Source organism: Rhizobacter sp. (assembly GCA_019635355.1).
GTDB lineage: Bacteria > Pseudomonadota > Gammaproteobacteria > Burkholderiales > Burkholderiaceae_C > Rhizobacter.
Genome location: JAHBZQ010000001.1, coordinates 330,430 through 352,515 on the forward strand (window position 1 = coordinate 330,430; position 22,086 = coordinate 352,515).

At 67.9% G+C, this 22,086-nt stretch carries 16 protein-coding genes and 2 riboswitches; of the genes, 6 read left to right on the forward strand and 10 right to left on the reverse strand.

What is annotated here, in order from left to right:
• Window positions 1-38: 38 nt before the first annotated feature.
• Window positions 39-1,592: an alkyl hydroperoxide reductase subunit F gene (gene ahpF, locus KF892_01445; protein MBX3623649.1), complete on the forward strand. Its 1,554-nt coding sequence runs from the start codon at window positions 39-41 to the stop codon at window positions 1,590-1,592.
• A gap of 74 nt (window positions 1,593-1,666) precedes the next feature.
• On the opposite strand, the gene KF892_01450 is transcribed toward ahpF, so the two are convergent.
• Window positions 1,667-4,264, reverse strand: a complete 2,598-nt coding sequence (locus KF892_01450) for a [protein-PII] uridylyltransferase (GenBank protein MBX3623650.1) — start codon at window positions 4,262-4,264, stop codon at window positions 1,667-1,669.
• Between the two features lie 29 nt (window positions 4,265-4,293).
• Window positions 4,294-5,115 carry a type I methionyl aminopeptidase gene (gene map, locus KF892_01455; protein MBX3623651.1) on the reverse strand — a complete coding sequence of 274 codons (822 nt, stop codon included), beginning with the start codon at window positions 5,113-5,115 and terminating at the stop codon, window positions 4,294-4,296.
• A 95-nt stretch (window positions 5,116-5,210) separates the two neighbouring features.
• On the opposite strand from map, the gene purL reads away from it, so the two are divergent.
• The 3 genes from purL to KF892_01470 are packed head-to-tail and all read left to right on the forward strand — an operon-like array spanning window position 5,211 to window position 10,693.
• Window positions 5,211-9,185 (forward strand): phosphoribosylformylglycinamidine synthase, encoded by a 3,975-nt coding sequence (gene purL / locus KF892_01460; GenBank protein ID MBX3623652.1) that lies wholly within the window; start codon window positions 5,211-5,213, stop codon window positions 9,183-9,185.
• Window positions 9,186-9,203: 18 nt separating this feature from the next.
• Window positions 9,204-9,446 (forward strand): hypothetical protein, encoded by a 243-nt coding sequence (locus tag KF892_01465; protein ID MBX3623653.1) that lies wholly within the window; start codon window positions 9,204-9,206, stop codon window positions 9,444-9,446.
• A gap of 14 nt (window positions 9,447-9,460) precedes the next feature.
• Window positions 9,461-10,693 carry a flavin-dependent oxidoreductase gene (locus KF892_01470; protein ID MBX3623654.1) on the forward strand — a complete coding sequence of 411 codons (1,233 nt, stop codon included), beginning with the start codon at window positions 9,461-9,463 and terminating at the stop codon, window positions 10,691-10,693.
• Here the strand turns inward: KF892_01470 and KF892_01475 are convergent.
• From KF892_01475 to KF892_01485, 3 genes are all read right to left on the reverse strand, one after another.
• Complete coding sequence (locus tag KF892_01475; protein ID MBX3623655.1) at window positions 10,680-11,600, reverse strand: AraC family transcriptional regulator; 921 nt, start codon at window positions 11,598-11,600, stop codon at window positions 10,680-10,682. The genes KF892_01470 and KF892_01475 overlap by 14 nt on opposite strands.
• The gene (locus KF892_01480; GenBank protein ID MBX3623656.1) at window positions 11,566-12,012 is read right to left on the reverse strand and encodes a GyrI-like domain-containing protein; all 447 of its coding nucleotides are present in this window, start codon (window positions 12,010-12,012) and stop codon (window positions 11,566-11,568) included. The genes KF892_01475 and KF892_01480 overlap by 35 nt, the downstream gene beginning before the upstream one ends.
• A gap of 77 nt (window positions 12,013-12,089) precedes the next feature.
• Entirely contained in the window at window positions 12,090-12,683 is a 594-nt protein-coding gene (locus KF892_01485) for a TetR/AcrR family transcriptional regulator (GenBank protein ID MBX3623657.1), read from the reverse strand.
• A 100-nt stretch (window positions 12,684-12,783) separates the two neighbouring features.
• Here KF892_01485 and KF892_01490 point away from each other — a divergent pair, with 100 nt between their 5' ends.
• On the forward strand, window positions 12,784-13,605 hold the full coding sequence (locus KF892_01490; protein MBX3623658.1) for a metal-dependent hydrolase: 822 nt from the start codon (window positions 12,784-12,786) through the stop codon (window positions 13,603-13,605).
• A gap of 6 nt (window positions 13,606-13,611) precedes the next feature.
• Here KF892_01490 and KF892_01495 read toward each other — a convergent pair whose 3' ends face one another.
• Together KF892_01495 and KF892_01500 are read right to left on the reverse strand one after the other, a co-directional pair.
• The gene (locus KF892_01495; protein ID MBX3623659.1) at window positions 13,612-15,822 is read right to left on the reverse strand and encodes a molybdopterin oxidoreductase family protein; all 2,211 of its coding nucleotides are present in this window, start codon (window positions 15,820-15,822) and stop codon (window positions 13,612-13,614) included.
• 30 nt (window positions 15,823-15,852) lie between these two features.
• Window positions 15,853-16,692, reverse strand: a complete 840-nt coding sequence (locus KF892_01500; GenBank protein MBX3623660.1) for a helix-turn-helix transcriptional regulator — start codon at window positions 16,690-16,692, stop codon at window positions 15,853-15,855.
• Between the two features lie 36 nt (window positions 16,693-16,728).
• Between KF892_01500 and KF892_01505 the strand changes: the two genes are divergently transcribed.
• Window positions 16,729-17,232, forward strand: coding sequence for a hypothetical protein (locus tag KF892_01505; protein MBX3623661.1), 504 nt, complete (start codon window positions 16,729-16,731; stop codon window positions 17,230-17,232).
• A 3-nt stretch (window positions 17,233-17,235) separates the two neighbouring features.
• Here the strand turns inward: KF892_01505 and gcvP are convergent, their stop codons facing one another.
• Genes gcvP through gcvT form a run of 3 tightly spaced genes read right to left on the reverse strand, consistent with a single transcriptional unit; the run spans window position 17,236 to window position 21,795 of the window.
• Entirely contained in the window at window positions 17,236-20,187 is a 2,952-nt protein-coding gene (gcvP, locus tag KF892_01510; protein ID MBX3623662.1) for an aminomethyl-transferring glycine dehydrogenase, read from the reverse strand.
• Between the two features lie 37 nt (window positions 20,188-20,224).
• A complete protein-coding gene (gcvH, locus tag KF892_01515; GenBank protein ID MBX3623663.1) occupies window positions 20,225-20,599 on the reverse strand; it encodes a glycine cleavage system protein GcvH in 375 nt (124 codons plus the stop codon).
• Between the two features lie 53 nt (window positions 20,600-20,652).
• Entirely contained in the window at window positions 20,653-21,795 is a 1,143-nt protein-coding gene (gene gcvT, locus KF892_01520) for a glycine cleavage system aminomethyltransferase GcvT (GenBank protein MBX3623664.1), read from the reverse strand.
• A 61-nt stretch (window positions 21,796-21,856) separates the two neighbouring features.
• A riboswitch (glycine riboswitch) is annotated at window positions 21,857-21,968 on the reverse strand.
• Between the two features lie 10 nt (window positions 21,969-21,978).
• Window positions 21,979-22,069: riboswitch (glycine riboswitch) on the reverse strand.
• Between the last annotated feature and the right edge of the window lie 17 nt (window positions 22,070-22,086).

A 22,086-nucleotide genomic window follows, 5' to 3' on the forward strand; every position in this document is an offset into this window, starting at 1 on the left:
CGGGCTCACCCCGAATTCAGTCGTTCAGGAGTACCACCATGTTGGATGCCACCCTCACAGCCCAGTTGAAGGCCTACCTCGAGCGGGTCCGCGAGCCGTTCGAGATGGTGGCCTCGCTGGACGATTCGCAGAACGCGCGCGACATGCGCGAGCTGCTCGAAGAGATCACCGCGCTCTCGCCGCAGATCACGCTGCGCACCGACGGGCAGGACGCGCGCCGCCCGTCCTTCGCGCTCAATCGCCTCGGCGCGAACATGAGCCTGCGCTTCGCCGCCATCCCCCTCGGCCACGAGTTCACCTCGCTCGTGTTGGCCCTGTTGTGGGTGGGCGGCCATCCGCCCAAGGCCGAGCAAGGCGTGATCGACCAGATCAAGGCCCTCGACGGTGACTACACCTTCGAGGTCTACATGTCGCTGACCTGCCACAACTGCCCCGACGTCGTGCAGGCGCTGAGCCTGATGGCCGTGCTCAACCCGAAGGTGAAGGTCACCATCGTCGACGGCGGCCTGTTCCAGAAGGAAGTGGAAGACCGCCAGGTGATGGCCGTGCCGGCCGTCTTCCTCAACGGTCAGATGTTCGCCTCGGGCCGCATGACGGTCGAAGAGATCGTGGCCAAGCTCGACACCAAGGCCGGTGAACGCGAAGCCGCCAAGCTCGACGCCCGCGCACCGTATGACGTGCTGGTGGTCGGCGGTGGCCCTGCCGGCGCCGCGGCGGCGGTGTATGCGGCGCGCAAGGGCATCCGCACGGGTGTCGCGGCTGAGCGTTTCGGTGGCCAGGTGAACGACACGCTGGCGATCGAGAACTACATCTCGGTGCTCGAGACCGACGGGCCGAAATTCGCCATGTCACTGGAGCAGCACGTGAAGGCCTACGACGTCGACGTGATCAACCTGCAGCGCGCCGAGAAGCTCATTCCGGCGGCGCAGCCGGGTGGCCTGATCGAAGTGCAGTTCGCAAGCGGCGGCTCGCTCAAGAGCAAGACGGTGATCATTTCCACCGGCGCGCGCTGGCGCAACGTCAACGTGCCCGGCGAGCAGGAGTACAAGAACAAGGGCGTGGCCTATTGCCCGCACTGCGACGGTCCGCTCTTCAAGGGCAAGCGCGTCTCGGTGATCGGCGGCGGCAACTCCGGCGTCGAGGCGGCCATCGACCTGGCCGGTGTGGTCGAGCACGTGACGCTCTTCGAATTTGCCGACAAGCTGCGTGCCGATGCCGTGCTCGTGAAGAAGCTCGAAAGCCTGCCCAACGTGGTGATCCACACCAACGCGCAGACGACCGATATCACTGGAGATGGCCAGAAGGTCAACGGCCTGACCTACACCGACCGTGCGACCGGCGAGTCGAAGCACGTTGAGCTCGAGGGTGTGTTTGTGCAGATCGGCCTCGTGCCCAACACCGAGTGGCTGAAGGGCACGGTGGAGCTGTCTCGCTTCGGCGAGATCGTGGTCGATGCGAAGGGTGCGACCTCGGTGCCGGGCGTGTTTGCAGCGGGCGACGTGACGACCGTGCCGTTCAAGCAGATCATCATCGCGGCCGGTGATGGTGCGAAGGCGGCGCTGGGTGCGTTCGATCACCTCATGCGCAGCTGATCGGTCGATCCCCATCCGTTCGGGCTGAGCCAGTCGAAGGGCCCTTCGACAAGCTCAGGGCGAACGGAGCGCGGTCAAGGTGTGATCGCGTCCAGCAACTCGCTCTCGACCTGCAACTGCAGCCGGTTCTGCTGCAGGGCTGAACCGTCGATCAGGAAGGTGTCTTCCACCCGCTCGCCAAGCGTCGTGATCTTGGCGAGCTGCAGGTTGATGTGGTGCTGCGCCAGCACCCGCGCGATGGAGTACAGCAGGCCCGACCGGTCGCTGGTCGACACACCGAGCAGCCAGCGCTGGCCGCGCTCGTCGGGGCGCAACGTCACGCGCGGCGTGATCGGGAACGACTTCACCCGGCGCGACAGCCGCCCGCGTGACGGCTCTGGCAGCGGCCCTTCGGCCTTCAACGCCTCCGTGGCCTGCGTCTCCACCAGCGAGATCAGGTCGCGGTAGTGGTGATCGAGCGTCGGGCTGATGACCTGGAAGGTGTCGAGCGCATAGCCCGCTTTCGTCGTGTGAATCTTGGCGTCGAGGATGTTGAAGCCGGCGCTGTCGAAGTAGCCGCAGATGCGGGCGAAGAGGTCGGGCCGGTCGGGCGCGTAGACCAGCACCTGCAGGCCTTCCCCGAGCGACGAGAGCCGCGCCCGCACCACCGGCTCTTTCGAGTCGACGTGGCGGAACAGCGAGCGTGCATGCCAGGCGATGTCGCCCGCATCGTGGCGCACGAAGTAGCTGAGCTCCAGCGTGTTCCACAGCGGCCCCTCGGTGCCGGGCAGCAGCGAATAGAGGTTGAGCGTGTGCCGCGCTTCCTGCTTGCGCGACTCGATCTCCGCGTCGACGTTGGGCCGTGCCCCACCGAGCGCGCGCAGCGTGAGCCGGTACAGGTCTTCCAGCAGCTTGCCTTTCCAGGCGTTCCACACTTTGGGGCTGGTGCCGCGGATGTCGGCGACCGTGAGCAGGTACAACGCGGTGAGGCGCCGCTCTGTGCCCACGAGCTTGGCGAAGCCTTCGATCACCTCGGGGTCGCTCAGGTCTTCCTTCTGGGCGATGCGCGACATGGTCAGGTGCCCCTTGACCAGGAACTCGCACAGCTGCGTGTCGTCGCGCGTCAACCCGTGGTCGCGGCAGAAGCGGCGCACTTCGGTGGCGCCGAGGTCGGAGTGGTCGCCGCCGCGGCCCTTGGCCACGTCGTGGAAGAGGGCGGCGATGTAGAGCACCCACGGCCGGTCGAAGGTCGACGCGAGCTGCGAGCAGAACGGGTACTCGTGCGCGTGGTCGGCGATGAAGAATCGGCGCACGTTGCGCAGCACCATCAGGATGTGCTGGTCCACGGTGTAGACGTGGAAGAGGTCGTGCTGCATCTGGCCGACGATGCGGCGGAAGACCCACAGATAGCGCCCCAGCACCGAGGTCTGGTTCATCAGCCGGAAGGCGTGCGTCTGGCCTTCGGGCTGCTGCAGGATCTCCATGAAGGTGTGGCGGTTCACCGGGTCGCGGCGGAACTCGCCGTCCATCACCTCGCGGGCGTTGTAGAGCGCGCGCAGCGTGCGGGCCGAGAGGCCTTCGATGCCGTGCGTCTGCTGGAAGACGAGGAAGGTCTCGAGGATGGCGTGCGGGTTGCGCTCGTAGAGGTCGTCGCTCGCCACCTCCAACATGCCGCCGCGGTCGAGGAAGCGCTCGTTGATCGGCTGCATCGGTGCATCGGCCACGCCGTGGATGCGCTCCTCGATGTTGAGGATCAGGATGTGGTTGAGCTGCGCCACGGCCTTCGCCGCCCAGTAGTAGCGGCGCATCAGCACTTCGCTCACCCGCTGGCCCTTGGGCGCGGTGTAGCCGAAGCTCTCGGCCACGGCGGTCTGCAGGTCGAACACGAGGCGGTCTTCGCGCCGGCCGGCCACCATGTGCAGCCGCGCGCGGATGAGGCGCAGCACGCCTTCGTTGCGCTGCAACTGCTTCACCTCGAAGGGCGTGATCAGGCCCTTGGCGGCCAGCTCCGTCCAGCTGCGGCCGAGGCCTGCGGCGCGCGCCACCCAGATCAGCACCTGCAGGTCGCGCAAGCCACCGGGGCTTTCCTTGCAGTTGGGCTCCAGCGAGTAGGGCGTGTCTTCGTACTTCTGGTGGCGCTGGCGCATCTCGAGCGTCTTGGCGCGGAAGAAGGCCTTCGGGTCCATCGCCGCGTCATAGGCGCGGCGGAAGTGGGTGTAGAGCTTTTTCGAGCCACACAGCGGGCGCGATTCGAGCAGCGCCGTCTGCACAGTGACGTCGTTTTCACTCTCGGCGATGCACTCGGCCACGGTGCGCACGCTGGAGCCGATCTCCAGGCCGATGTCCCAGCAGGCGGTGATGAAGCCTTCGATCGAGGACTTGAGTGCGTCGTTGGCGCCGATCGTCGAATGCTCGGGCGGCAGCAGCACCAGCACGTCCACATCCGAGTGCGGGTACAGCTCGCCGCGGCCGTAGCCACCCACGGCCACCAGTGCCGCGCCGGGCGGCATGAGTGCGTGTTCCCACAGCTCGGCGAGGGTCTGGTCGACGTGGCGGGCCAGGGCGCGCACGAGGCGACTGGCGGCAGTGGCCGAAGGCCGCGATTCGCGGAAGTGATTGAGCAGTGCCGCCTTGCCCTCGCGGAAGCGCGCGCGCTGCTCGCTGATGCTGCGCCCGGCTGGGGCGCTCTGGATCTCGGCCACGACCGCCACGGGCCGCTCGCTCAGACGCTGGCGGCGACAGGCGGCGCGACGAACGCCGGCGGCGGCGGGCTGCCGGCCGAGAGCGTCAGCACCTCGTAGCCCGTCTCGGTGACGAGCACCGTGTGCTCCCACTGTGCGGAGAGCGAGCGGTCGCGGGTGACGATGGTCCAGCCGTCGCCGGTTTCGCGGATCTCGCGCTTGCCCGCGTTGATCATCGGCTCGATGGTGAACACCATACCGGGGACCAGCTCTTCGAGCGTGCCGGGGCGGCCGTAGTGCAGCACCTGTGGCTCTTCGTGGAACTTCTGGCCGATGCCGTGGCCGCAGAACTCGCGCACGATCGAGAAGCCGGCGTTTTCGGCGAAGGTCTGGATGGCGTGGCCGATGTCGCCGAGGCGTGCACCGGGCTTGACCTTCACGATGCCTTTCCACATGGCGTCATACGTGAAGCTGCACAGGCGCTTGGCGGCGATGGATCCGTCACCCACCACGAACATGCGGCTCGTGTCGCCATGCCAACCGTCCTTGATGACGGTGACGTCGATGTTGACGATGTCGCCGTTCTTCAGCGGCCGGTCGTTCGGGATGCCGTGGCAGACCTGGTGGTTGACCGAGGTGCAGATCGACTTCGGGTAGGGCGTGTAGCCGGGCGGCTGGTAGTGCAGCGGGGCGGGGATCGCGCCTTGCACGTTGACGATGTGGTCGTGCGCCAGCTTGTCGAGCTGCTCGGTGGTCACGCCCGGCTTGACGTGGGGCGTGAGCATGTCCAGCACCTCGGATGCGAGGCGGCCTGCAATGCGCATTTGGGCCGCGTCGTCGGCGGTCTTGATGGTGATCGTCATAGGGCCGAGATTGTGCCACCCGGCCCCGTAAAATGCCGGGTTTCCACCGGCGCCCCCACTCCCGGACGGGCGACTGCCGCACCTGAGCCACCAGCGTGACCTCCACACCCCAGCATCTGTTGCACTTCGAGGGCGGCAACGCCCTGTCCGCCTTCCGCGCCCAGGCGCTGTTGCCCCGTCTGCAGGCCGTCAACGCCCGCATCACCGGCGTGCATGCCCGGCATGTGCACTGGGTCTGGTGCGACCAGGCGCTCGACGCCGCCGGCCACGACAAGCTGAAGGCGCTGCTCGTCTACGGCGACCCGTACACCGGGCCGAACGAGGGCACCGTGATCGTGGTGGCGCCGCGCCTGGGCACGGTCTCGCCCTGGGCTTCGAAGGCGACCGACATCGCCCACAACTGCGGCCTGGCGATCCATCGTGTGGAGCGTGTCACGGAATACCGCTTGACGCTCAAGAGCGGCCTGCTGGGCGGCACCAAGACGCTGACGGCTGAGGAACTTCAAGCCGCCGCCGCGTTGCTGCATGACCGGATGACCGAAAGCGTGCTGCTGGCACGCGACGACGCCCGCCACCTCTTCGACGAGCAGCCCGGCAAGCCGATGGAGCACGTCGACGTGCTCGGCCAGGGCCGCAGCGCCCTGGAGAAGGCCAACAACGATTTCGGCCTTGCGCTGAGCGATGACGAGATCGAGTACCTGGTCAACGCGTTCACGGGCCTGAAGCGCAACCCGACCGACGTCGAGCTGATGATGTTTGCGCAGGCCAACAGCGAGCACTGCCGGCACAAGATCTTCAACGCGCAGTTCACCATCGACGGCGTGGCGCAAGAGAAGTCGATGTTCGGGATGATCCGCAACACGCACCAGCTGGCGCCGCAGCACACCGTCATCGCCTACAGCGACAACGCGTCGGTGATGGAAGGCCATGCCGTCGAGCGCTGGCTGCCGCAGGGCTACACCAATGCGCCGCAGTACGGCTCGCGTGCCGACACGGCGCATGTGCTGATGAAGGTGGAGACGCACAACCACCCGACGGCGATCTCGCCGTTCCCCGGTGCGTCGACCGGCGCGGGCGGTGAGATCCGCGACGAAGGTGCGACGGGCCGCGGCTCCAAGCCGAAGGCGGGGTTGACCGGCTTCAGCGTGAGCAACCTGCACCTGCCCGGCACCAGCGAGCCGTGGGAGCAGCAGCCCTACGGCAAGCCCGAGCACATCGCGAGCCCGCTGCAGATCATGGTCGACGGGCCACTGGGCGGTGCGGCCTTCAACAACGAATTCGGTCGGCCGAATCTGCTCGGCTACTTCCGCGTGTATGAGCAGACGGTCGGCGAGCAGCGCCGCGGCTATCACAAGCCCATCATGATCGCGGGCGGCTTGGGCACGATCTCGGCGTCGCAGACCTCGAAGATCCAGTTCCCCGCCGGCACGCTGCTCATCCAGCTCGGCGGCCCCGGCATGCGCATCGGCATGGGCGGTGGTGCAGCGTCGTCGATGGCGGCGGGCGCGAACGCCGCCGAACTCGATTTCGACTCGGTGCAGCGCGGCAACCCCGAGATCCAGCGCCGTGCGCAGGAGGTCATCAACCACTGCTGGGCGCTCGGTGAGGTGAACCCCATCCTCGCGATCCACGACGTGGGCGCGGGCGGCATCTCCAACGCCTTCCCCGAGCTGGTCGACGGCGCCGCCAAAGGCGCCCGCTTCGACCTGTCGAAAGTGCCGCTCGAAGAAAGCGGCCTGGCGCCGAAGGAGATCTGGTGCAACGAAAGCCAGGAGCGCTACGTGATCGCGCTCAAGGCCGAAGCGCTGCCGCTGTTCGAAGCGATGTGCGAACGCGAGCGTTGCCCGTTTGCCATCGTCGGCACCGCAACCGACGAGAAGCAGCTGGTCCTGGCCGACCCGGGCAGCGACGACACCCCGATCGACATGCCGATGGAGGTGCTGCTCGGCAAGCCCCCGCGCATGCACCGCGATGTGAAGCGCGTGCACCGTGAGCTGCCCGCGCTAGCCCTCACTGACGTGGCGCTGGAGAAGGTCGCCTTCGACGTGCTGCGTCACCCGACCGTCGCCAGCAAGCGGTTCCTCATCACCATCGGCGACCGCACCGTGGGCGGCCTCGACCACCGCGACCAGATGGTCGGCCCGTGGCAGGTGCCGGTGGCCGACTGCGCGGTGACGCTCGCCGACTACGCCGGCTTCAAAGGCGAGGCCATGAGCATGGGCGAGCGCACGCCGCTTGCGTCGCTGAACGCACCGGCCTCCGGCCGCATGGCGGTGGGCGAGGCGCTGACCAACCTGCTCGCCGCGCCCTTCGACCTGCCGCGCGTAAAGCTCAGCTGCAACTGGATGGCCGCGTGCGGTGAAGCGGGTGAAGACGCCGCGCTCTACGACACCGTGAAGGCGGTCGGCATGGACCTGTGCCCGGCGCTCGGCATCAGCGTGCCCGTCGGCAAGGACAGCCTGTCCATGCGCACCCGCTGGAGCGAAGACGGCAAGGCCAAACAGGTCACCGCCCCGGTGAGCCTGATCGTCAGCGCCTTCGCCTCGCTCGACGACGTGCGCCCCACGCTTACGCCGCAGCTGCAAGCCGGTGACACCACGCTGATCCTCATCGACCTCGGCCAGGGCCAGGCCCGCATGGGCGGCTCGATGCTGGCCCAGGTGCTGAACCAGTTCGGCGACCAGGTGCCCGATGTCGACGACCCGCAGCAGCTCAAGTCGCTGGTCCTCGCGATCAATCAGCTTCGCAGCGAAGGCAAGCTGCTCGCCTACCACGACCGCAGTGACGGCGGCCTCTGGGCGGCCGTGTGCGAAATGGCCTTCGCCGGCCACCTCGGCGTGAGCCTCAACGTCGACATGCTCGTCACCGAAGGCGACGGCATCACCGACAGCCGTGCCGAATACGGTGACTCGAAGAACTGGGCGACCCAGGTCAGCACCCGCCGCGCCGAACTCACGCTGCGCGCGCTCTTCAACGAAGAGCTGGGCGTGGTCATCCAGGTGCCCACCGCCGTGCGCAACGAGGTGATGCAGACCCTGCGCGAGCACGGCCTGAGCAAGCACAGCCACTTCATCGGCAAGCCCAACGACAAGGGCGTGGTCGAGGTGTGGCGCGACGCCAAGCCCGTGTTCAGCGCACCGCTGCGCAACCTGCACCAGGCCTGGGACGACGTGAGCTGGCGCATCGCCCAGCTGCGCGACAACCCGGTCTGCGCCGACCAGGAGCACGAGGCTGCCGGCCGCCCCGACGACCCGGGCCTGCACGTGCACCTCACGTTCGAGCCGCAGGCGCCCGCGATCCAAAGCAAGCGCCCCAAGGTCGCCATCCTGCGCGAGCAGGGCGTCAACAGCCACGTCGAGATGAGCTACGCCATGCACCAGGCGGGCTTCGACACCTTCGACGTGCACATGACCGACCTGCAGACCGGCCGTGCGCGGCTCGACATGTTCCAGGGCTTCGTCGCCTGCGGTGGCTTCTCTTACGGCGACACGCTCGGCGCTGGCGAAGGCTGGGCGCGCTCGATCATGTTCAACGGCGTGCTGGCCGAGCAGTTCGCGGCCTTCTTCCAGCGGCAGGAGACCTTCGCGCTCGGCGTGTGCAACGGCTGCCAGATGATGGCCGCGCTCGCGCCCATCATCCCCGGCGCGCAAGACTGGCCCAAGTTCACCCGCAACAAGAGCGAGCAGTTCGAGGCCCGCTTGTCGCTGGTGGAAGTGCTGCAGAGCCCGTCGATCTTCTTCGCGGGCATGGAAGGCAGCCGCATCCCCATCGCCGTGGCGCACGGCGAGGGCTATGCCGACTTCTCGCAGCGCGGCGACGCGGCGAAGGTGCACCGTGCGATGCGCTTCGTCGACAACACCGGCGCGCCCACCGAGGCGTATCCGTACAACCCCAACGGCAGCCCCGGCGGCCTGACCTCGGTGACCACCTCCGACGGCCGCTTCACCGTGCTGATGCCGCACCCCGAGCGGGTGTTCCGCAACATCCAGAAGAGCTGGACGAGCGGCGACAAGAGCGCGCACAGCCCGTGGATGCAGATGTTCCACAACGCACGCCGCTGGGCGAAGTGACCCACACAAGGGAGTGACATGCACAAGACCCCCGTCAAGTACCTCGTCATCATCGAATCCGATGGCGCGATGGTCGCCAAGCTCTACGACGCGAACTACAAGCACGAGAACGACATCGACGCCGGCTCGGAAGAGGTGGCGGTGATGACCAAGGGCCTCTCGCCCAAGAAGAACGGCAACGACGCCACCTGGGCCAAGGTGCTGGTGGGCCACGGCGAGGCCGAGCGCCGCGCTGCAGAGATCTACACCCTCGACGTCTGAGCGACGACCCCAAGATGAACATCGCAATTGCCGGCGGCGGCATCGGCGGCCTGACCCTGGCCTTGGCGCTGCACCAGCGCGGGATCACGTGCACCGTCTATGAGGCGGTGCCGCAGCTGCGCCCGCTGGGCGTGGGCATCAACCTGTTGCCGCACTCGGTGAAGGAGTTGGCCGAACTCGGCCTGCAGGAAGCGCTGGCCGCCACCGCCATCGAGACCGCCTCGCTCACCTACTACAACAAGTTCGGCCAGACGATCTGGAGCGAGCCGCGCGGCGTCGCCGCCGGCTACCCGGTGCCGCAGTACTCCATCCACCGCGGCGAGCTGCACATGATCCTGCTCGACGCGGTGCTGCGCCGCCTCGGGCCCGAGCGTGTGGTGCTGGGCCACCAGCTCGCCGGCTTCGTGAACAGCGGCCAGCAGGTGCAGGCGACCTTCACGCGATTGCTCGACAACAGCGCCGTCACCGTCGAGGCCGATGCGCTGGTGGCGGCCGATGGCATCCACTCCGCGGCGCGCAAGCAGATGTGGCCCGACGAAGGCGCGCCGCGCTACGGGAAGCGGGTGCTGTGGCGCGCCATCACCGAAGGCGAGCCCTTCGGCGACGGCCGCTCGATGTTCATGGCCGGCCACCCCGACGTGAAGTTCGTGGCCTACCCGATCTCGCGCAAGCTGGCCGATCAGGGTCGCTCGCGCATCAACTGGATCGCCGAGCTGTCGGTGCCCGAGATGCCCGCGCGCACCGACTGGAACCGCCAGGTCGACATCGGCGTGTTCGCTGCACCCTTCGACAGCTGGAAGTGGGAGTGGATCGACATTCCGCAGTTGATCCGCGGCGCCTCCGCCGTCTACGAATTCCCGCTCGTCGACCGCGACCCGCTGCCGCACTGGCGCCAGGGCCGTGTCACGCTGCTGGGCGATGCCGCCCACCCGATGTACCCCATCGGCTCGAATGGGGCGTCGCAGGCCATCCTCGACGTGCGTGCGCTGGCCGATGCGCTGGCGGGCAAAGGCCAGCTCGAAGCGGCGCTCGACGCCTACGAGGCCGAGCGCCTGCCGAAGACGGCCAACATCGTGCTGCTCAACCGCCAGAACGGCCCCGAGCAGGTGATGGCGATCGCCGAGCAGCGGGCGCCCGAGGGCTTTCAGCACATCCATGACGTGATGCCGCGCGAGGAGCTGGAAGGCATTGCCGCCCGCTACAAGCAGGTCGCCGGTTTCACCAAGGACCAGGTCAAGAAGGCCTGAGGGACAGGAAGATTTCGGTTCGCAACTCGTTCGGCGGCGTGTCGCGCGGGTTGTTGAAGTACTCCTCGACCAGCGGGCCGTCGGCCAGCTCGTGCCCCGAGCGAGGTAGCCACGAGCCGTAAAGCCAGTCGTAGGCGGCGCGCATCGAGGCATACGGGCCGATGTAGTTCAGCACGGCATAGAGGCCGGCCGGCGTTTCGGTCTGCACGAGCCCCACATCGGTGGTCGGCTGCGCACAGCCCGCCACCGCGGCGATGGAGCGCAGCTCGGCCTCGGGCGTGACTGCTGGATCGTCGAAATACAGCGCCAGCATCCGCATGCCCGGCCGCCCGAGGCCTGCGGTGGCGATGCGTGCATAGAGCAGGTCGAACGCACGCCCGATCGACATGAACGAGCCGCGGTGCGCCACGCCGAGCAGCGGCTGTGCCGGCAGCGCTCTCAGCGTGACTTCGTAGCCCGGTTCCGTGTCTGACGTGTGCGAGGCGACGAACTGGCTGTGCACGCCGCTCGCCCGATAGCGCGCTGGCGGCAAGCCGTAGACCGATTTGAACGTGCGGTTGAACGAGGCAAGCGTCGGGTAGCCGGCGTCGCGCGCCACCTGTGCGATGGGCCGCGCCGTGTTGGCCAGGTGCCCGGCCGCGCGGTGCAATCGCAGTCGCTTGACCGTCTGCGCGAGCGTCTCGCCGTGCATCGCGTGGTACACGCGGTGCCAATGGTGCGGCGACAGGCAGGCAATCTCGGCCAGCGCGTTCAGGTCGAGCGGCTGGTCGAGGTGGTCGTACACGTGCTCGATCACCCGCCGCATGCGCGGGGCGTAGCGCGACCACAGGCCCGTATCGGTGGACGCGGGCGCGAAGACCCCCGCCTCGCGCTCAGCGGATGCCGACGCGGATCTCGATGGTTCCATCGGGTGCATAACGCTCATGGTCGCAACGATAGGTCTTCGCGAGTGCCTGGTTCGCCCACACATCGAGCCAGCGTTCGCCGACCTTGTCGTGCCGGCCCGGCTCGACCTCGAAGACGGCATGCGGCCCGGGCGGGATCACTGTCGAGGCCAGACCCTCGGGTACGGTGTCGGCGTGCGTCACGCAGGCGCCCACGATCAGCGTGTAGTCGCCGTGGTTGTCGACACCTTCGTGCTCGTGGTGCGTGTAGACGGCGTAGACGTCGCCATCGCGGCGGTGAGGAATGCGCGCCAGCCAGTTCTCGCCGCTGAAGCGTTGCCAGTGGGCCGGGATGTCTTGAAACGCACGCTGGTTGTTCGTGCGCAGTGGAATGCCCATCACGAGCATCGGTTCGGTGGTCTGCAGGGTCTTCATGTCGGCTCCTGATCTTGTGGAGCCTTCATCTTGCGACGGGTCGATTTGACAAGTCTTGCGGACTTGCGGGTGGGCCCTCAGCGTGGCCCGTAGACCACCGCGCGCACGAACTGTGCCGTGGTGGCGGTGAGCTGCGGCAGCTCGCCGATGCGGTCTTGCTCGACCTTCTGCAGCACCAGCTCGTGGATGCCGCCGACGATGCTCAACGCCAGCTCTTCTTGCAGGGGCGGGTGCTGGCGGCCGTCGTGCGAGCGGTTCACCACCTCGAGGATGAAGTTGGCCAGGTGCTGGTTGACGCGCCGGCGGGCCTGCAGGCCCACCGGGCCCAGGCTCAGGATGGCGATGAAGAGCGTCTTCAGCAGCGCCGGGTTGCTGGCCATCGTGGTGAGGTAGGCCTCGAGCGCCTGCTCGGCCTGGGTCAGCGGGTCGTGGCTCGGGTCGATGGCGTCGCGCAGCACGCCCAGCGACTGCCGGCTCGCCGCCTCGTAGAGCGCCACCAGGCAGTCTTCCTTGGTGGCGAAGTGCTCGTAGAAGGTGCGGCGCGACACGCGCGCGATCGCCGCCAGGTCGGCGATGGTGGTGTCGGCATACCCCTTGCGGGCCACCGCTTCGCCCATGGCGTCGAGCAGGCGGCGGCGGTGGCTGGTGTCGGGGTCGGCAGAAACTGGCATGTCGGTAGGGATGCAAGCAAACGGTACTTGACAGTACCACAGCTGACATGCACATTCGCCCCGCTGGTACCAAGACGTACCAAAACCGTGGAGTACTGCCATGACGACCGACCTTGTGGTTCGCCGCCTGCTGATCGACCTCGAAGCCGACATCCCGCGCCGCTGGTGTGGCGGCGATGCCTTCCGCACCGCGCTCTTCAACGCCTTGTCGATGAGCTTCCCGCTGGGCGAGCAGTTCTTCATCGACTCGCTGCGTGCCGGCATGAAGCAGCTGCCCGAAGACCAGCGCGAGCGCTTCGCAAAGGAAGTGCAGGGGTTCATCGGCCAGGAGGCCACGCACCGTCGCATCCACGGGCTTTTCAACGCCCATCTCGACAAACAGGGCTTCACCAACGCCTGGGAAAAGCGCATCGAGAAGCGCACGCCGATCTTCGACGAGGTCGACGCGCGCCACCTCGTGGCGGCGACCGCCGCCACCGAGCACTTCACCGCCATCCTTGCCGAGTGGATGCTGCGCAACACCTGGGCGCTCGACGACGCCGAGCCGCGCCTGCGCACGATGTGGATGTGGCACGCCTCGGAAGAGAGCGAGCACCGCAGCACCGCCTTCGACGTCTACCAGGCGTTGGGCGGCAACCACGAATGGCGCGTGAAGTGGTTCAAGAACGTGACCGTTCTCTTCATCACCGACGTGACGCGCCAGACCTTGCGCAACCTGTGGGACGACGGCGCGCTCTTCAGCTTGAAGACCTGGCGCAGCGCCTGGACCTACCTCTTCGGCAAGCGTGGCCTCGTGCGCGAGACCTACGGCCCGTGGAAGGCCTACCTGCGCGAAGACTTCCACCCCCGCCAGCAGGACGACCAGCTGTCGCGCGACTGGCTGCAGGCGAACGCGGCGCAGTTCTCGGTGGTGGGCAAGTAGACCGCCTCAGGCCGCTGTCACCTCAACCGGCACGCCGCCGAGCACCGCGTTGCCCGAGAGCGGGTCGCGCAGGCGCTCGTCGAGCACGGTGTTGAGGTTGGCGCCGGGCCGCTCGGCCGCCACGCTGAGCCGCGCGCCGGGCAGGTGATGGCCCCAGCCATGCGGCAGGCTCACGACGCCGGGCATCACGCTGTCGCTGATTTCCACCTGCACTTCGATTGCCTGTCCGTCATGGCCAGCAATGCGCGCAGGTGCGCCGTCGGTCAGCTTGAGGCGTGCGGCGTCGGCGGGATTCACCAGCGCCGTGCAGCGGAACGGGCCCTTGGCGAGCAGGGGCAGGTTGTGCATCCAGCTGTTGTTCGAGCGCACGTGGCGGCGGCCGATGATGACCATCTCGGGCAGCGGCTGCGTCATGTCGCGCGCGGCACGCGCTAGGTCACCCATGAGCAGCGGTGGCGCGAGTTCGACCTTGCCGCTCGGGGTGCGCAGCACTTCGGGAGTGCGCGGCTGCAGCGGGCCGAGGTCGATGCCGCCTTCCGACGCCGCCACCTTGGCGAGCGTCAGCCCGTCGGGCTTCTGGCCGAAGGCCTCGCCGTAGGGGCCGGTGCGCAGTGACAGATCGAGCCGGCGCTCGGGGCCGGTGTGGGCCGAGATCTCGCGCATCACCGCCTGGGCGTTGTCACCGAAGCTGCGCTGCAGTTCGGCGAGCAGCATCTCGTCGTCGAGCTGCTGCACGTCGGCGTTCGCCCCCTTGCCGTTGAAGAGGCCGATCAGCTTCACGAGGATCTGCCAGTCGCGCAGATGGCCGGCGGGCGCCTGCAGCACCGGCGCGCTGTAGCGCACATGGTTGCGGTAGGCGAACTGAGGCAGCGCCACGTCGAAGTGCGCGTCTTCCAGCGGAGCGAGGCCGGGCAGGATGACATCGGCGTGGCGCGTGGTCTCGTTGAGGTAGATGTCGTAGCTCAGCATGAAGTCGAGCTGGTCGAGCGCCTTGGCCACACGCTCGCCGTTGGGCGCCGACAGCACCGGGTTGCTCGCGATGGTGATGAGCGCCTTGATCTGGCCCGCGCCTTCGGTCTCGATCTCTTCGGCCAGGCAGCCCATCGGCAGCTCGCCGAACACCTCGGGTGCACCGCTCACGCGCGAGCGGTGCCGGCCGGTGGTGATGCCCTTGCCGATGCCGGGTTGGCCTTCGGTGTTGGCCGAGAAAGCGGCGGCCTTTGGGAACATGGCGCAGCCCGGTTCGTCGAGGTGGCCGGTGAGCACGTTGAGCACGTCGATCAGCCAGCTGGCGAGCGACCCGTGGGCCTGCGTGCAGGTGCCGAGCCGCCCGTAGACGGCCGCACGTTCGGCTTTGGCGAGCTGGCGTGCGAGCTGGCGGATGTCGTCGGCGGCGATGCCGCAGCGCGCCGACACCGCCTCGGGCGAGAAGGGCGTGACGGCTTGCCGGAGTTCATCGACACCCGCCACGTGCTCGGCGATGCGGCCCAGGCGCACGAGCTGCTCGGCAAAGAGCGTGTGCACCATGCCGAGCATCAGGAAGGCATCGCCGCCCGGGCGGATGGGCACATGGCGGCTCGCGATCTCAGCCGTCTCGGTGCGGCGCGGGTCGACCACGACGATCTGCCCGCCGCGCTCGCGCAGGGCCTTCGCCTTGCCGCGGAAGTCGGGCACCGTCCACAGGCTGCCGTTGCTCGCCATCGGGTTGGCGCCGAGCATGAGCAGGAAATCGCAGCGCTCGATGTCGGGGATGGGGATCGTGAGCCAGCTCCCGAACATCAACCCGCTCGACAGCTGCTTGGGCATCTGGTCGAGCGTGGAGGCCGAGTAGATGTTGCGCGAGCCCATCGCCTTCATCAGCCGGCCGATGTAGAGCATCACGCCGAACTTGTGGCCGGCCGGGTTGCCCACGCTCACGGCGATGCTGTCGTTTCCATTCGCGGAACGGATCGGCATCAGCCGCCGCTCGATCTCGGCGAAGGCTTCGTCCCAGCTGGCGTCGACGAAGCGGCCGTCGCGCTTGACGAGCGGCGTGCGCAGCCTGTCGGGGTCGTCCTGCAGGTCTTTCAGCGCCACGCCCTTCGGGCAGATGTAGCCCTTGCTGAAGCTGTCGCTCTCCTGCCCGCGGATGGCGATGACCTTGCCGCCCTCGACCTGCACGTCGAGCCCGCAGGTGGCCTCGCAGACGGGGCAGATGTGGTGCTTGATCTCGCTCATGTTTTTGTCTCCCTGGTGTGTGAGGCGTCGTTATGCCTTCTGCCCGGCGGCCAGTCCGTCGCTGAGGTGACGCAGGGCCTTGGAGGTGAACTCGTCGGCCGGGAAGAAGGTCTCGAGCGCCAGCTCGGAGAGGGTGATGTCGATCGGCGTGCCGAAGACGGTGGTGGTGCTCAGGAACGACAGCACGCCCGCGGACGAGCGAATCTTCAGCGGCACCGCCACCGCATTGGGGGCGATGTGCTCGTGCTCGTCGGCGCCGGGCGGCACCGGGTAGGCCTGCAGCTCCTTCAGCAGCTCGACGAGCACGGGGTCGGCGCTGAGGTTGATCTGGTGACGCAGGCGATCGAAGAGGTGCTCGCGCCAGCCGAGCAGGTTGACGATCTTGGGCGCCACGCCTTGCGGGTGCAGGCTCAGGCGCAGCACGTTGACGGGTGGCTGCAGCAGCTCGGGCGCGATGTCTTGCATCAGCAGCAGCAGCGAGGGGTTGTGGGCCACCATGTTCCAGTGCCGGTCGACGGCGAGCGCGGGGTGGGGCTCGTGCGCCTTCAGGAGCTGTTCGACTGTCTGCCGGGCGGCCTGCAAGGCCGGGTCGTCGAGCTTGCGCTCGGGGTAGAGCGGCGCATAGCCGGCGGCGGTGAGCATCGCGTTGCGCTCGCGCAGTGGCACGTCGAGTTGCTCGGCCAGGTGCAGCACCATCGCGCGGCTGGGCGTGGCGCGGCCGGTCTCCATGTAGCTGAGGTGGCGGGTGGAGATCTCTGCGTCCATCGCGAGATCGAGCTGGCTGAGGCGGCGGCGCTGGCGCCATTCGCGCAGCAGGGCGCCGACGGGTTGTGCGGAAGACGTTGACGCGGTGGCGATGGCAGTGCTCATGGCCCGCACATTACCGCAGCTCCTCCTGCCAAACCCATGACCTCAGAGGTCATGGACCGGCTGCACCCGCAGGCCGAGCATCCGGGCCATGCCGCGATGGGCGGTGTTCAACCCAAGGAGATGCTCATGACCCACCTTCACGTCACCCCGTTTCTTCGCAGGGTGCTGCAGGCCGATGCCGCGGTGACCGCCGTGGCCGCCCTGGCCATGCTGCTCGGTGGCGGCGCATTGCAGACGCTGCTGCAGCTGCCCGCCTGGCTGATGCTGGGCGGGGGCGCGGCCCTGGTCGCCTACGTCGTCTTCGCGGTGTGGGTCTCGCAGCGCGACCGCGTGCCGCGCGCCCTGGTCTGGGCGCTGGTGGCGATCAACGTCGGCTGGGCGTTCGACTGCGCGCTGCTGGCCTTCGCGAGCTGGCTGCAGCCGAGCGCGTGGGGTTACGCGTTCCTCGGCGTGCACATCGTGACGGTGCTGGTCTTCGCCGAACTGCAGTACGTGGCGCTGCAGCGTGAGCGGGCCTCAGGCGTGCCGGCTCACGCCTGAGCCTCAGGTCTCGTCGCTTTCGTCGCCGGGGCCGCCGTAGGCCGACATCGGCACACACGCGCAGAAGAGGTTGCGGTCGCCGTAGACGTTGTCGACACGGCCGACCGGTGACCAGTACTTCTGCTGCCGCAGGCTCTTGACCGGGTAGGCCGCTTCCTCGCGCGAGTAGGGGTGCGGCCACTCGTTCTTCAGCAGCGCGGCGGCGGTGTGCGGCGCGGCCTTGAGCGGGTTGTCGTCCTTCGGCCACGCACCTTGCTCGACGCGCGCGATCTCCTGGCGGATGGCGATCATCGCGTCGCAGAAGCGGTCGAGCTCGACCAGCGGCTCGCTCTCGGTCGGCTCCACCATCAGCGTGCCGGCGACCGGGAAGCTCAGCGTCGGTGCGTGGAAGCCGTAATCGATGAGGCGCTTGGCCACGTCTTCGGCGCTCACGCCCGAGCTGTCTTTCAGCGGGCGCAGGTCGAGGATGCACTCGTGCGCCACACCGCCACCCTTCACGCCGGCGATGTTGCCGCTGTAGTGGATGTCGTAGTGGTCGGCCAGGCGCGCGGCGATGTAGTTGGCGCTCAGGATGGCGGTCTCGGTGGCCTGCTTGAGGCCTTCGGCGCCCATCATGCGGACGTACATCCAGCTGATGGGCAGCACGGCCGCGTTGCCGAGCGGGGCGGCGCTGACGGCACCGACTTGCTTCTCGGTGCCGAGGCCGGCGGCGCGATGCGCGGGGAGGTAAGGCACGAGGTCTTCGACCACGCACACCGGGCCGACGCCCGGGCCGCCACCGCCGTGCGGGATGCAGAAGGTCTTGTGCAGGTTGAGGTGGCTCACGTCACCACCGAACTCGCCCGGCGCGGCGATGCCCACCAGCGCATTCATGTTGGCGCCGTCCACGTAGACCCGCCCGCCGTGCTGGTGCACCAGGGCGCACAGCTCCTTCACCCGCGTCTCGAAGACGCCGTAGGTGCTGGGGTAGGTGATCATCACGCAGGCCAGGTTGGCGCTGTGCTGTTCGCACTTGGCCTTCAAGTCGGCGAGGTCGACGTTGCCGTCGGCATCGCACTTCGTCACCACGACCTGCAGGCCCACCATCTGCGCGCTGGCGGGGTTGGTGCCGTGGGCCGACTCTGGGATCAGGCAGATGTTGCGGTGGCCTTCGCCCCGCGCCTCGTGGTAGGCCTTGATGACGAGCAGGCCGGCGTATTCGCCCTGCGAGCCGGCGTTGGGCTGCAGGCTGATGCCGGCATAGCCGGTGGCCTGGCAGAGCCAGTCGCGCAGCAGCTGGTCGAGCTCGTTGTAGCCCTTCAGCTGCTCTTGCGGCGCGAAGGGGTGCACGTTGGCGAACTGGGGCCAGGTGATGGGAATCATCTCGCTGGTCGCGTTGAGCTTCATCGTGCAGGAGCCCAGCGGGATCATGCTGCGGTCGAGCGCGATGTCCTTGTCGGACAGGCTGCGGATGTAGCGCAGCATCTCGGTCTCGCTGTGGTGCGTGTTGAAGACCGGGTGGGTGAGGAAGGCCGAGCTGCGGCGCAGGTCGGCGGGGATCAGGTCGGTGCTGGCGGCGAGGGCGTCGACGCTCGGCAGCGCCTGGCCGTCCTTCGCGAAGATCTTCCACAGCAACGCGAGATCGTCGCGCGTGGTGGTCTCGTCGAGCGTGATGCAGAGGTACTCGCCCCAGGCGCGGCGCAGGTTGGCGCCGAGCGAGACGGCGCGCTTCAGCAGGCGCTCGGTGTCGGCGCCGGTCTTCAGGCTGATGGTGTCGAAGGCGCCGCGCTCGAGGTGGTGCGTGGCGGAGAGGTCGACGCCCAGCTGCTTCAGGCCGGCGACGAGGATGCCGGTGTAGCGTGCCACACGTTGCGCGATGCGGGTCAAGCCCTGCGGCCCGTGGTAGACGGCGTACATGCTCGCCACCACGGCCGGCAGCACCTGCGCCGTGCAGATGTTGGAGGTGGCCTTCTCGCGGCGGATGTGCTGCTCGCGCGTCTGCAGCGCGAGGCGGTAGGCGGGCGCGCCGTGTGCGTCGACGCTCACGCCGACCAGGCGGCCGGGCATCGAGCGCTTGTACTCGTCGCGCACGGCGAGATAGGCCGCATGTGGGCCGCCGCAGCCCATCGGCATACCGAAGCGCTGCGTGGTGCCCACCGCGATGTCAGCGCCCATCTCGCCGGGAGCCTTCAAGAGCGTGAGCGCGAGCAGGTCGGCAGCCATGATGAAGGCGGCCTTCTTCGCGTGCACCTTGTCGGCTTCGGCCGACCAGTCGTAGAGCCAGCCGCTGCTCGCCGGGTACTGCACCATCGCGGCGAAGTAGTCGTCGGCGGCGACGGCGGCATTCCACTCCTCGTGCGAGTTGGCCTCCTTCACCACCAGGCCGAGCGGCTTGGCGCGGGTGTGCAGCACTTCGAGTGTCTGCGGGTGCACGTCGCCGGAGACGACGAACACGTTGCCGGTGGCCTTCACGCTCCGCTTGGCAAGCGTCATCGCCTCTGCCGCCGCGGTGGCCTCGTCGAGCATCGAGGCGTTGGCGATGGCCAGGCCTGTGAGATCGCACACCATCGTCTGGAAATTCACCAGCGCCTCCATGCGGCCCTGCGAGATCTCGGCCTGGTAGGGCGTGTACGCGGTGTACCAGGCTGGGTTCTCGAGGATGTTGCGCAGGATGACGCCCGGCGTGTGCGTGCCGTGGTAGCCCTGGCCGATGAAGCTCTTGAGCAGCTGGTTCTTCGAGGCGATGGCCTTCAGCTCGCCGAGCGCATCTGCCTCGGTGACCGGCGCGGGCAACTGCATCGGCTGCGGGCGCGCGATCGCACGCGGCACGATGCTGTCGATCAGCGCACGGCGCGAGGCGGCGCCGATGGCCGAGAGCATGCGCCGCTCGTCTTCCGGCTCGATGCCGATGTGGCGGGCCACGAATTCAGACGGGTTCTCGAGTTCACCGAGAGGCTTCAAGGCAGACATCAGCATTTCTTTTCCAGCGAGGGGCAGGGCGGGGCGCGAGAGATCAGGCGTTCTTGACGAGCGCGTCGTAGGCCGGGGCGTCGAGCAGGCCTTCGAACTCGGCCATGTCGCTCACCTTCACCTTGAAGAACCAGCCGGTGCCCAGCGGGTCGCTGTTGGCGAGCGACGGATCGGCGCGCAGGGCTTCGTTGACTTCCACGATCTCGCCGCTGACCGGCATGTAGATGTCGGCCGCGGCCTTCACCGATTCGACGACGCCCGACACCTCGCCCTTCTTGAAGGTGCGGCCCACTTCGGGCAGGTCGACGAAGACGACGTCGCCCAGCGCATCTTGCGCGTGCAGCGTGATGCCCACGGTGGCGGCCTCGTGGTCTTCGATGTTGATCCACTCGTGGTCGGGGGTGTACATGGTCGTCATGAAAGGGCTCCTGGTTGGGTGTTTGTTTGTGGGTTCAGCCGCGGGAACGTGGATCACCCGCGGTGATAGCGGTGCGGCGTGAAAGGCATCGGGCACACGCGCATCGGCTGGCGTTTGCCACGCACTTCGGCGTACACCTCGTGGTGCGCCAGCGCGTGGTTGGCCGCGAGGTAGGCCATCGCGATGGGCTGGTTGACGGTGGGCGAGAGCGTGCCGCTGGTCACGTGGCCGAGCTTGTGGCCTTTGGCGTCGACGATGACGGCGCCTTCGCGCACCGGCACACGCTCCAGGCCGAGCAGGCCCGCGCGCTTGATCGAGGCGCCGCTCGCGAGCTGGGCTTCGATGACGCTCGCGCCCGGGTAGCCGCCAGCGCGCGCACCACCGGGGCGGCGCACCTTCTGGATGGCCCAGGTGAGGCCGGCTTCGACGGGCGTGGTGGTCTCGTTGATGTCATGACCGTAGAGGCACAGGCCCGCTTCGAGGCGCAGCGTGTCGCGCGCACCGAGGCCGGCCGGTTTCACTTCCGGCAGGGCAAGCAACGCACGCGCCAGCGCCACCGCATGGTCGGCCGGCACCGAGATCTCGAAGCCGTCTTCGCCGGTGTAGCCCGAGCGGGTGACGAAGCAGTCGGCCCCGGCGATGTGCGCCGACATGCCCGTCATGAAGGTGAGCTTGGCGACCTCGGGGTTGAGCTTGCGCAGCGCGTCGACCGCCTTCGGGCCTTGCAGCGCGAGCAGCGCGCGGTCGGGCAGGGGCTGCACGGCGCAGCGGTGGCCGATGTGGGTGACGAGGTGGCGGGTGTCGGCGTCTTTGCAGGCCGCGTTGACGACGACGAAGAGGTCGCCCTCGCGGCGCGTGATCATCAGGTCGTCGAGGATGCCGCCGCTTGCATTGGTGAAGAAGGCGTAGCGCTGCTTGCCCACGGCCAGGTCGACCACGTCGACCGGCACCAGCGATTCGAGCGCACGGGCCGCGTCGTCACCGATGAGGCGCAGCTGGCCCATGTGCGACACGTCGAAGAGCGCTGCCGACTCGCGGCACTGCTTGTGCTCGGCAATGATGCCGCCGGGGTAGTTGACCGGCATCTCGTAGCCGGCGAAGGGCACCATCTTGGCGCCCAGCTCCACGTGCAGGGCGTGCAACGGGGTCTTGAGCAGCGTGATGGAGGCGGCGGGAGCAACGGCGTTAGCGGACATGGCAGTCTCCGAGGGCATTGTTGAAAAACAAGTGTTCTCCACCGAGGTGAAAAACGCTTGCAATGCCCTCACTGTCCGCTTTACCTGAGAGATTGGCGAGAGCCGCTCACGCGACCCAGGCTTGCCCCTTCGGTGGACCCACTCGGGGTGGGCCTCTCTCCAGCAAGGACGCCCCATTTCTGGGGCGTTTTGTCAGTCCTTTTGCCTGAGCGTTCGGGAGTCACCCTGCGCCTTCGGCGGCTTCCACGTCGAAGCTCTCTCCTGACAGGCGGGGAGTGTAGCTCCCCCGGT

Excerpts from the sequence above, each read along its gene's own strand:
- KF892_01490 (MBX3623658.1), top strand. The coding sequence starts at position 12,784 with ATGACGACCGACCTTGTGGTTCGCCGCCTGCTGATCGACCTCGAAGCC.
- KF892_01500 (MBX3623660.1), bottom strand. The coding sequence starts at position 16,692 with ATGAGCACTGCCATCGCCACCGCGTCAACGTCTTCCGCACAACCCGTC.
- KF892_01470 (MBX3623654.1), top strand. The coding sequence starts at position 9,461 with ATGAACATCGCAATTGCCGGCGGCGGCATCGGCGGCCTGACCCTGGCC.
- KF892_01495 (MBX3623659.1), bottom strand. The coding sequence starts at position 15,822 with ATGAGCGAGATCAAGCACCACATCTGCCCCGTCTGCGAGGCCACCTGC.
- gcvH (MBX3623663.1), bottom strand. The coding sequence starts at position 20,599 with ATGACGACCATGTACACCCCCGACCACGAGTGGATCAACATCGAAGAC.
- KF892_01485 (MBX3623657.1), bottom strand. The coding sequence starts at position 12,683 with ATGCCAGTTTCTGCCGACCCCGACACCAGCCACCGCCGCCGCCTGCTC.
- KF892_01480 (MBX3623656.1), bottom strand. The coding sequence starts at position 12,012 with ATGAAGACCCTGCAGACCACCGAACCGATGCTCGTGATGGGCATTCCA.
- ahpF (MBX3623649.1), top strand. The coding sequence starts at position 39 with ATGTTGGATGCCACCCTCACAGCCCAGTTGAAGGCCTACCTCGAGCGG.
- gcvP (MBX3623662.1), bottom strand. The coding sequence starts at position 20,187 with ATGCTGATGTCTGCCTTGAAGCCTCTCGGTGAACTCGAGAACCCGTCT.
- KF892_01475 (MBX3623655.1), bottom strand. The coding sequence starts at position 11,600 with ATGGAACCATCGAGATCCGCGTCGGCATCCGCTGAGCGCGAGGCGGGG.
- KF892_01505 (MBX3623661.1), top strand. The coding sequence starts at position 16,729 with ATGACCTCAGAGGTCATGGACCGGCTGCACCCGCAGGCCGAGCATCCG.
- map (MBX3623651.1), bottom strand. The coding sequence starts at position 5,115 with ATGACGATCACCATCAAGACCGCCGACGACGCGGCCCAAATGCGCATT.
- gcvT (MBX3623664.1), bottom strand. The coding sequence starts at position 21,795 with ATGTCCGCTAACGCCGTTGCTCCCGCCGCCTCCATCACGCTGCTCAAG.
- KF892_01465 (MBX3623653.1), top strand. The coding sequence starts at position 9,204 with ATGCACAAGACCCCCGTCAAGTACCTCGTCATCATCGAATCCGATGGC.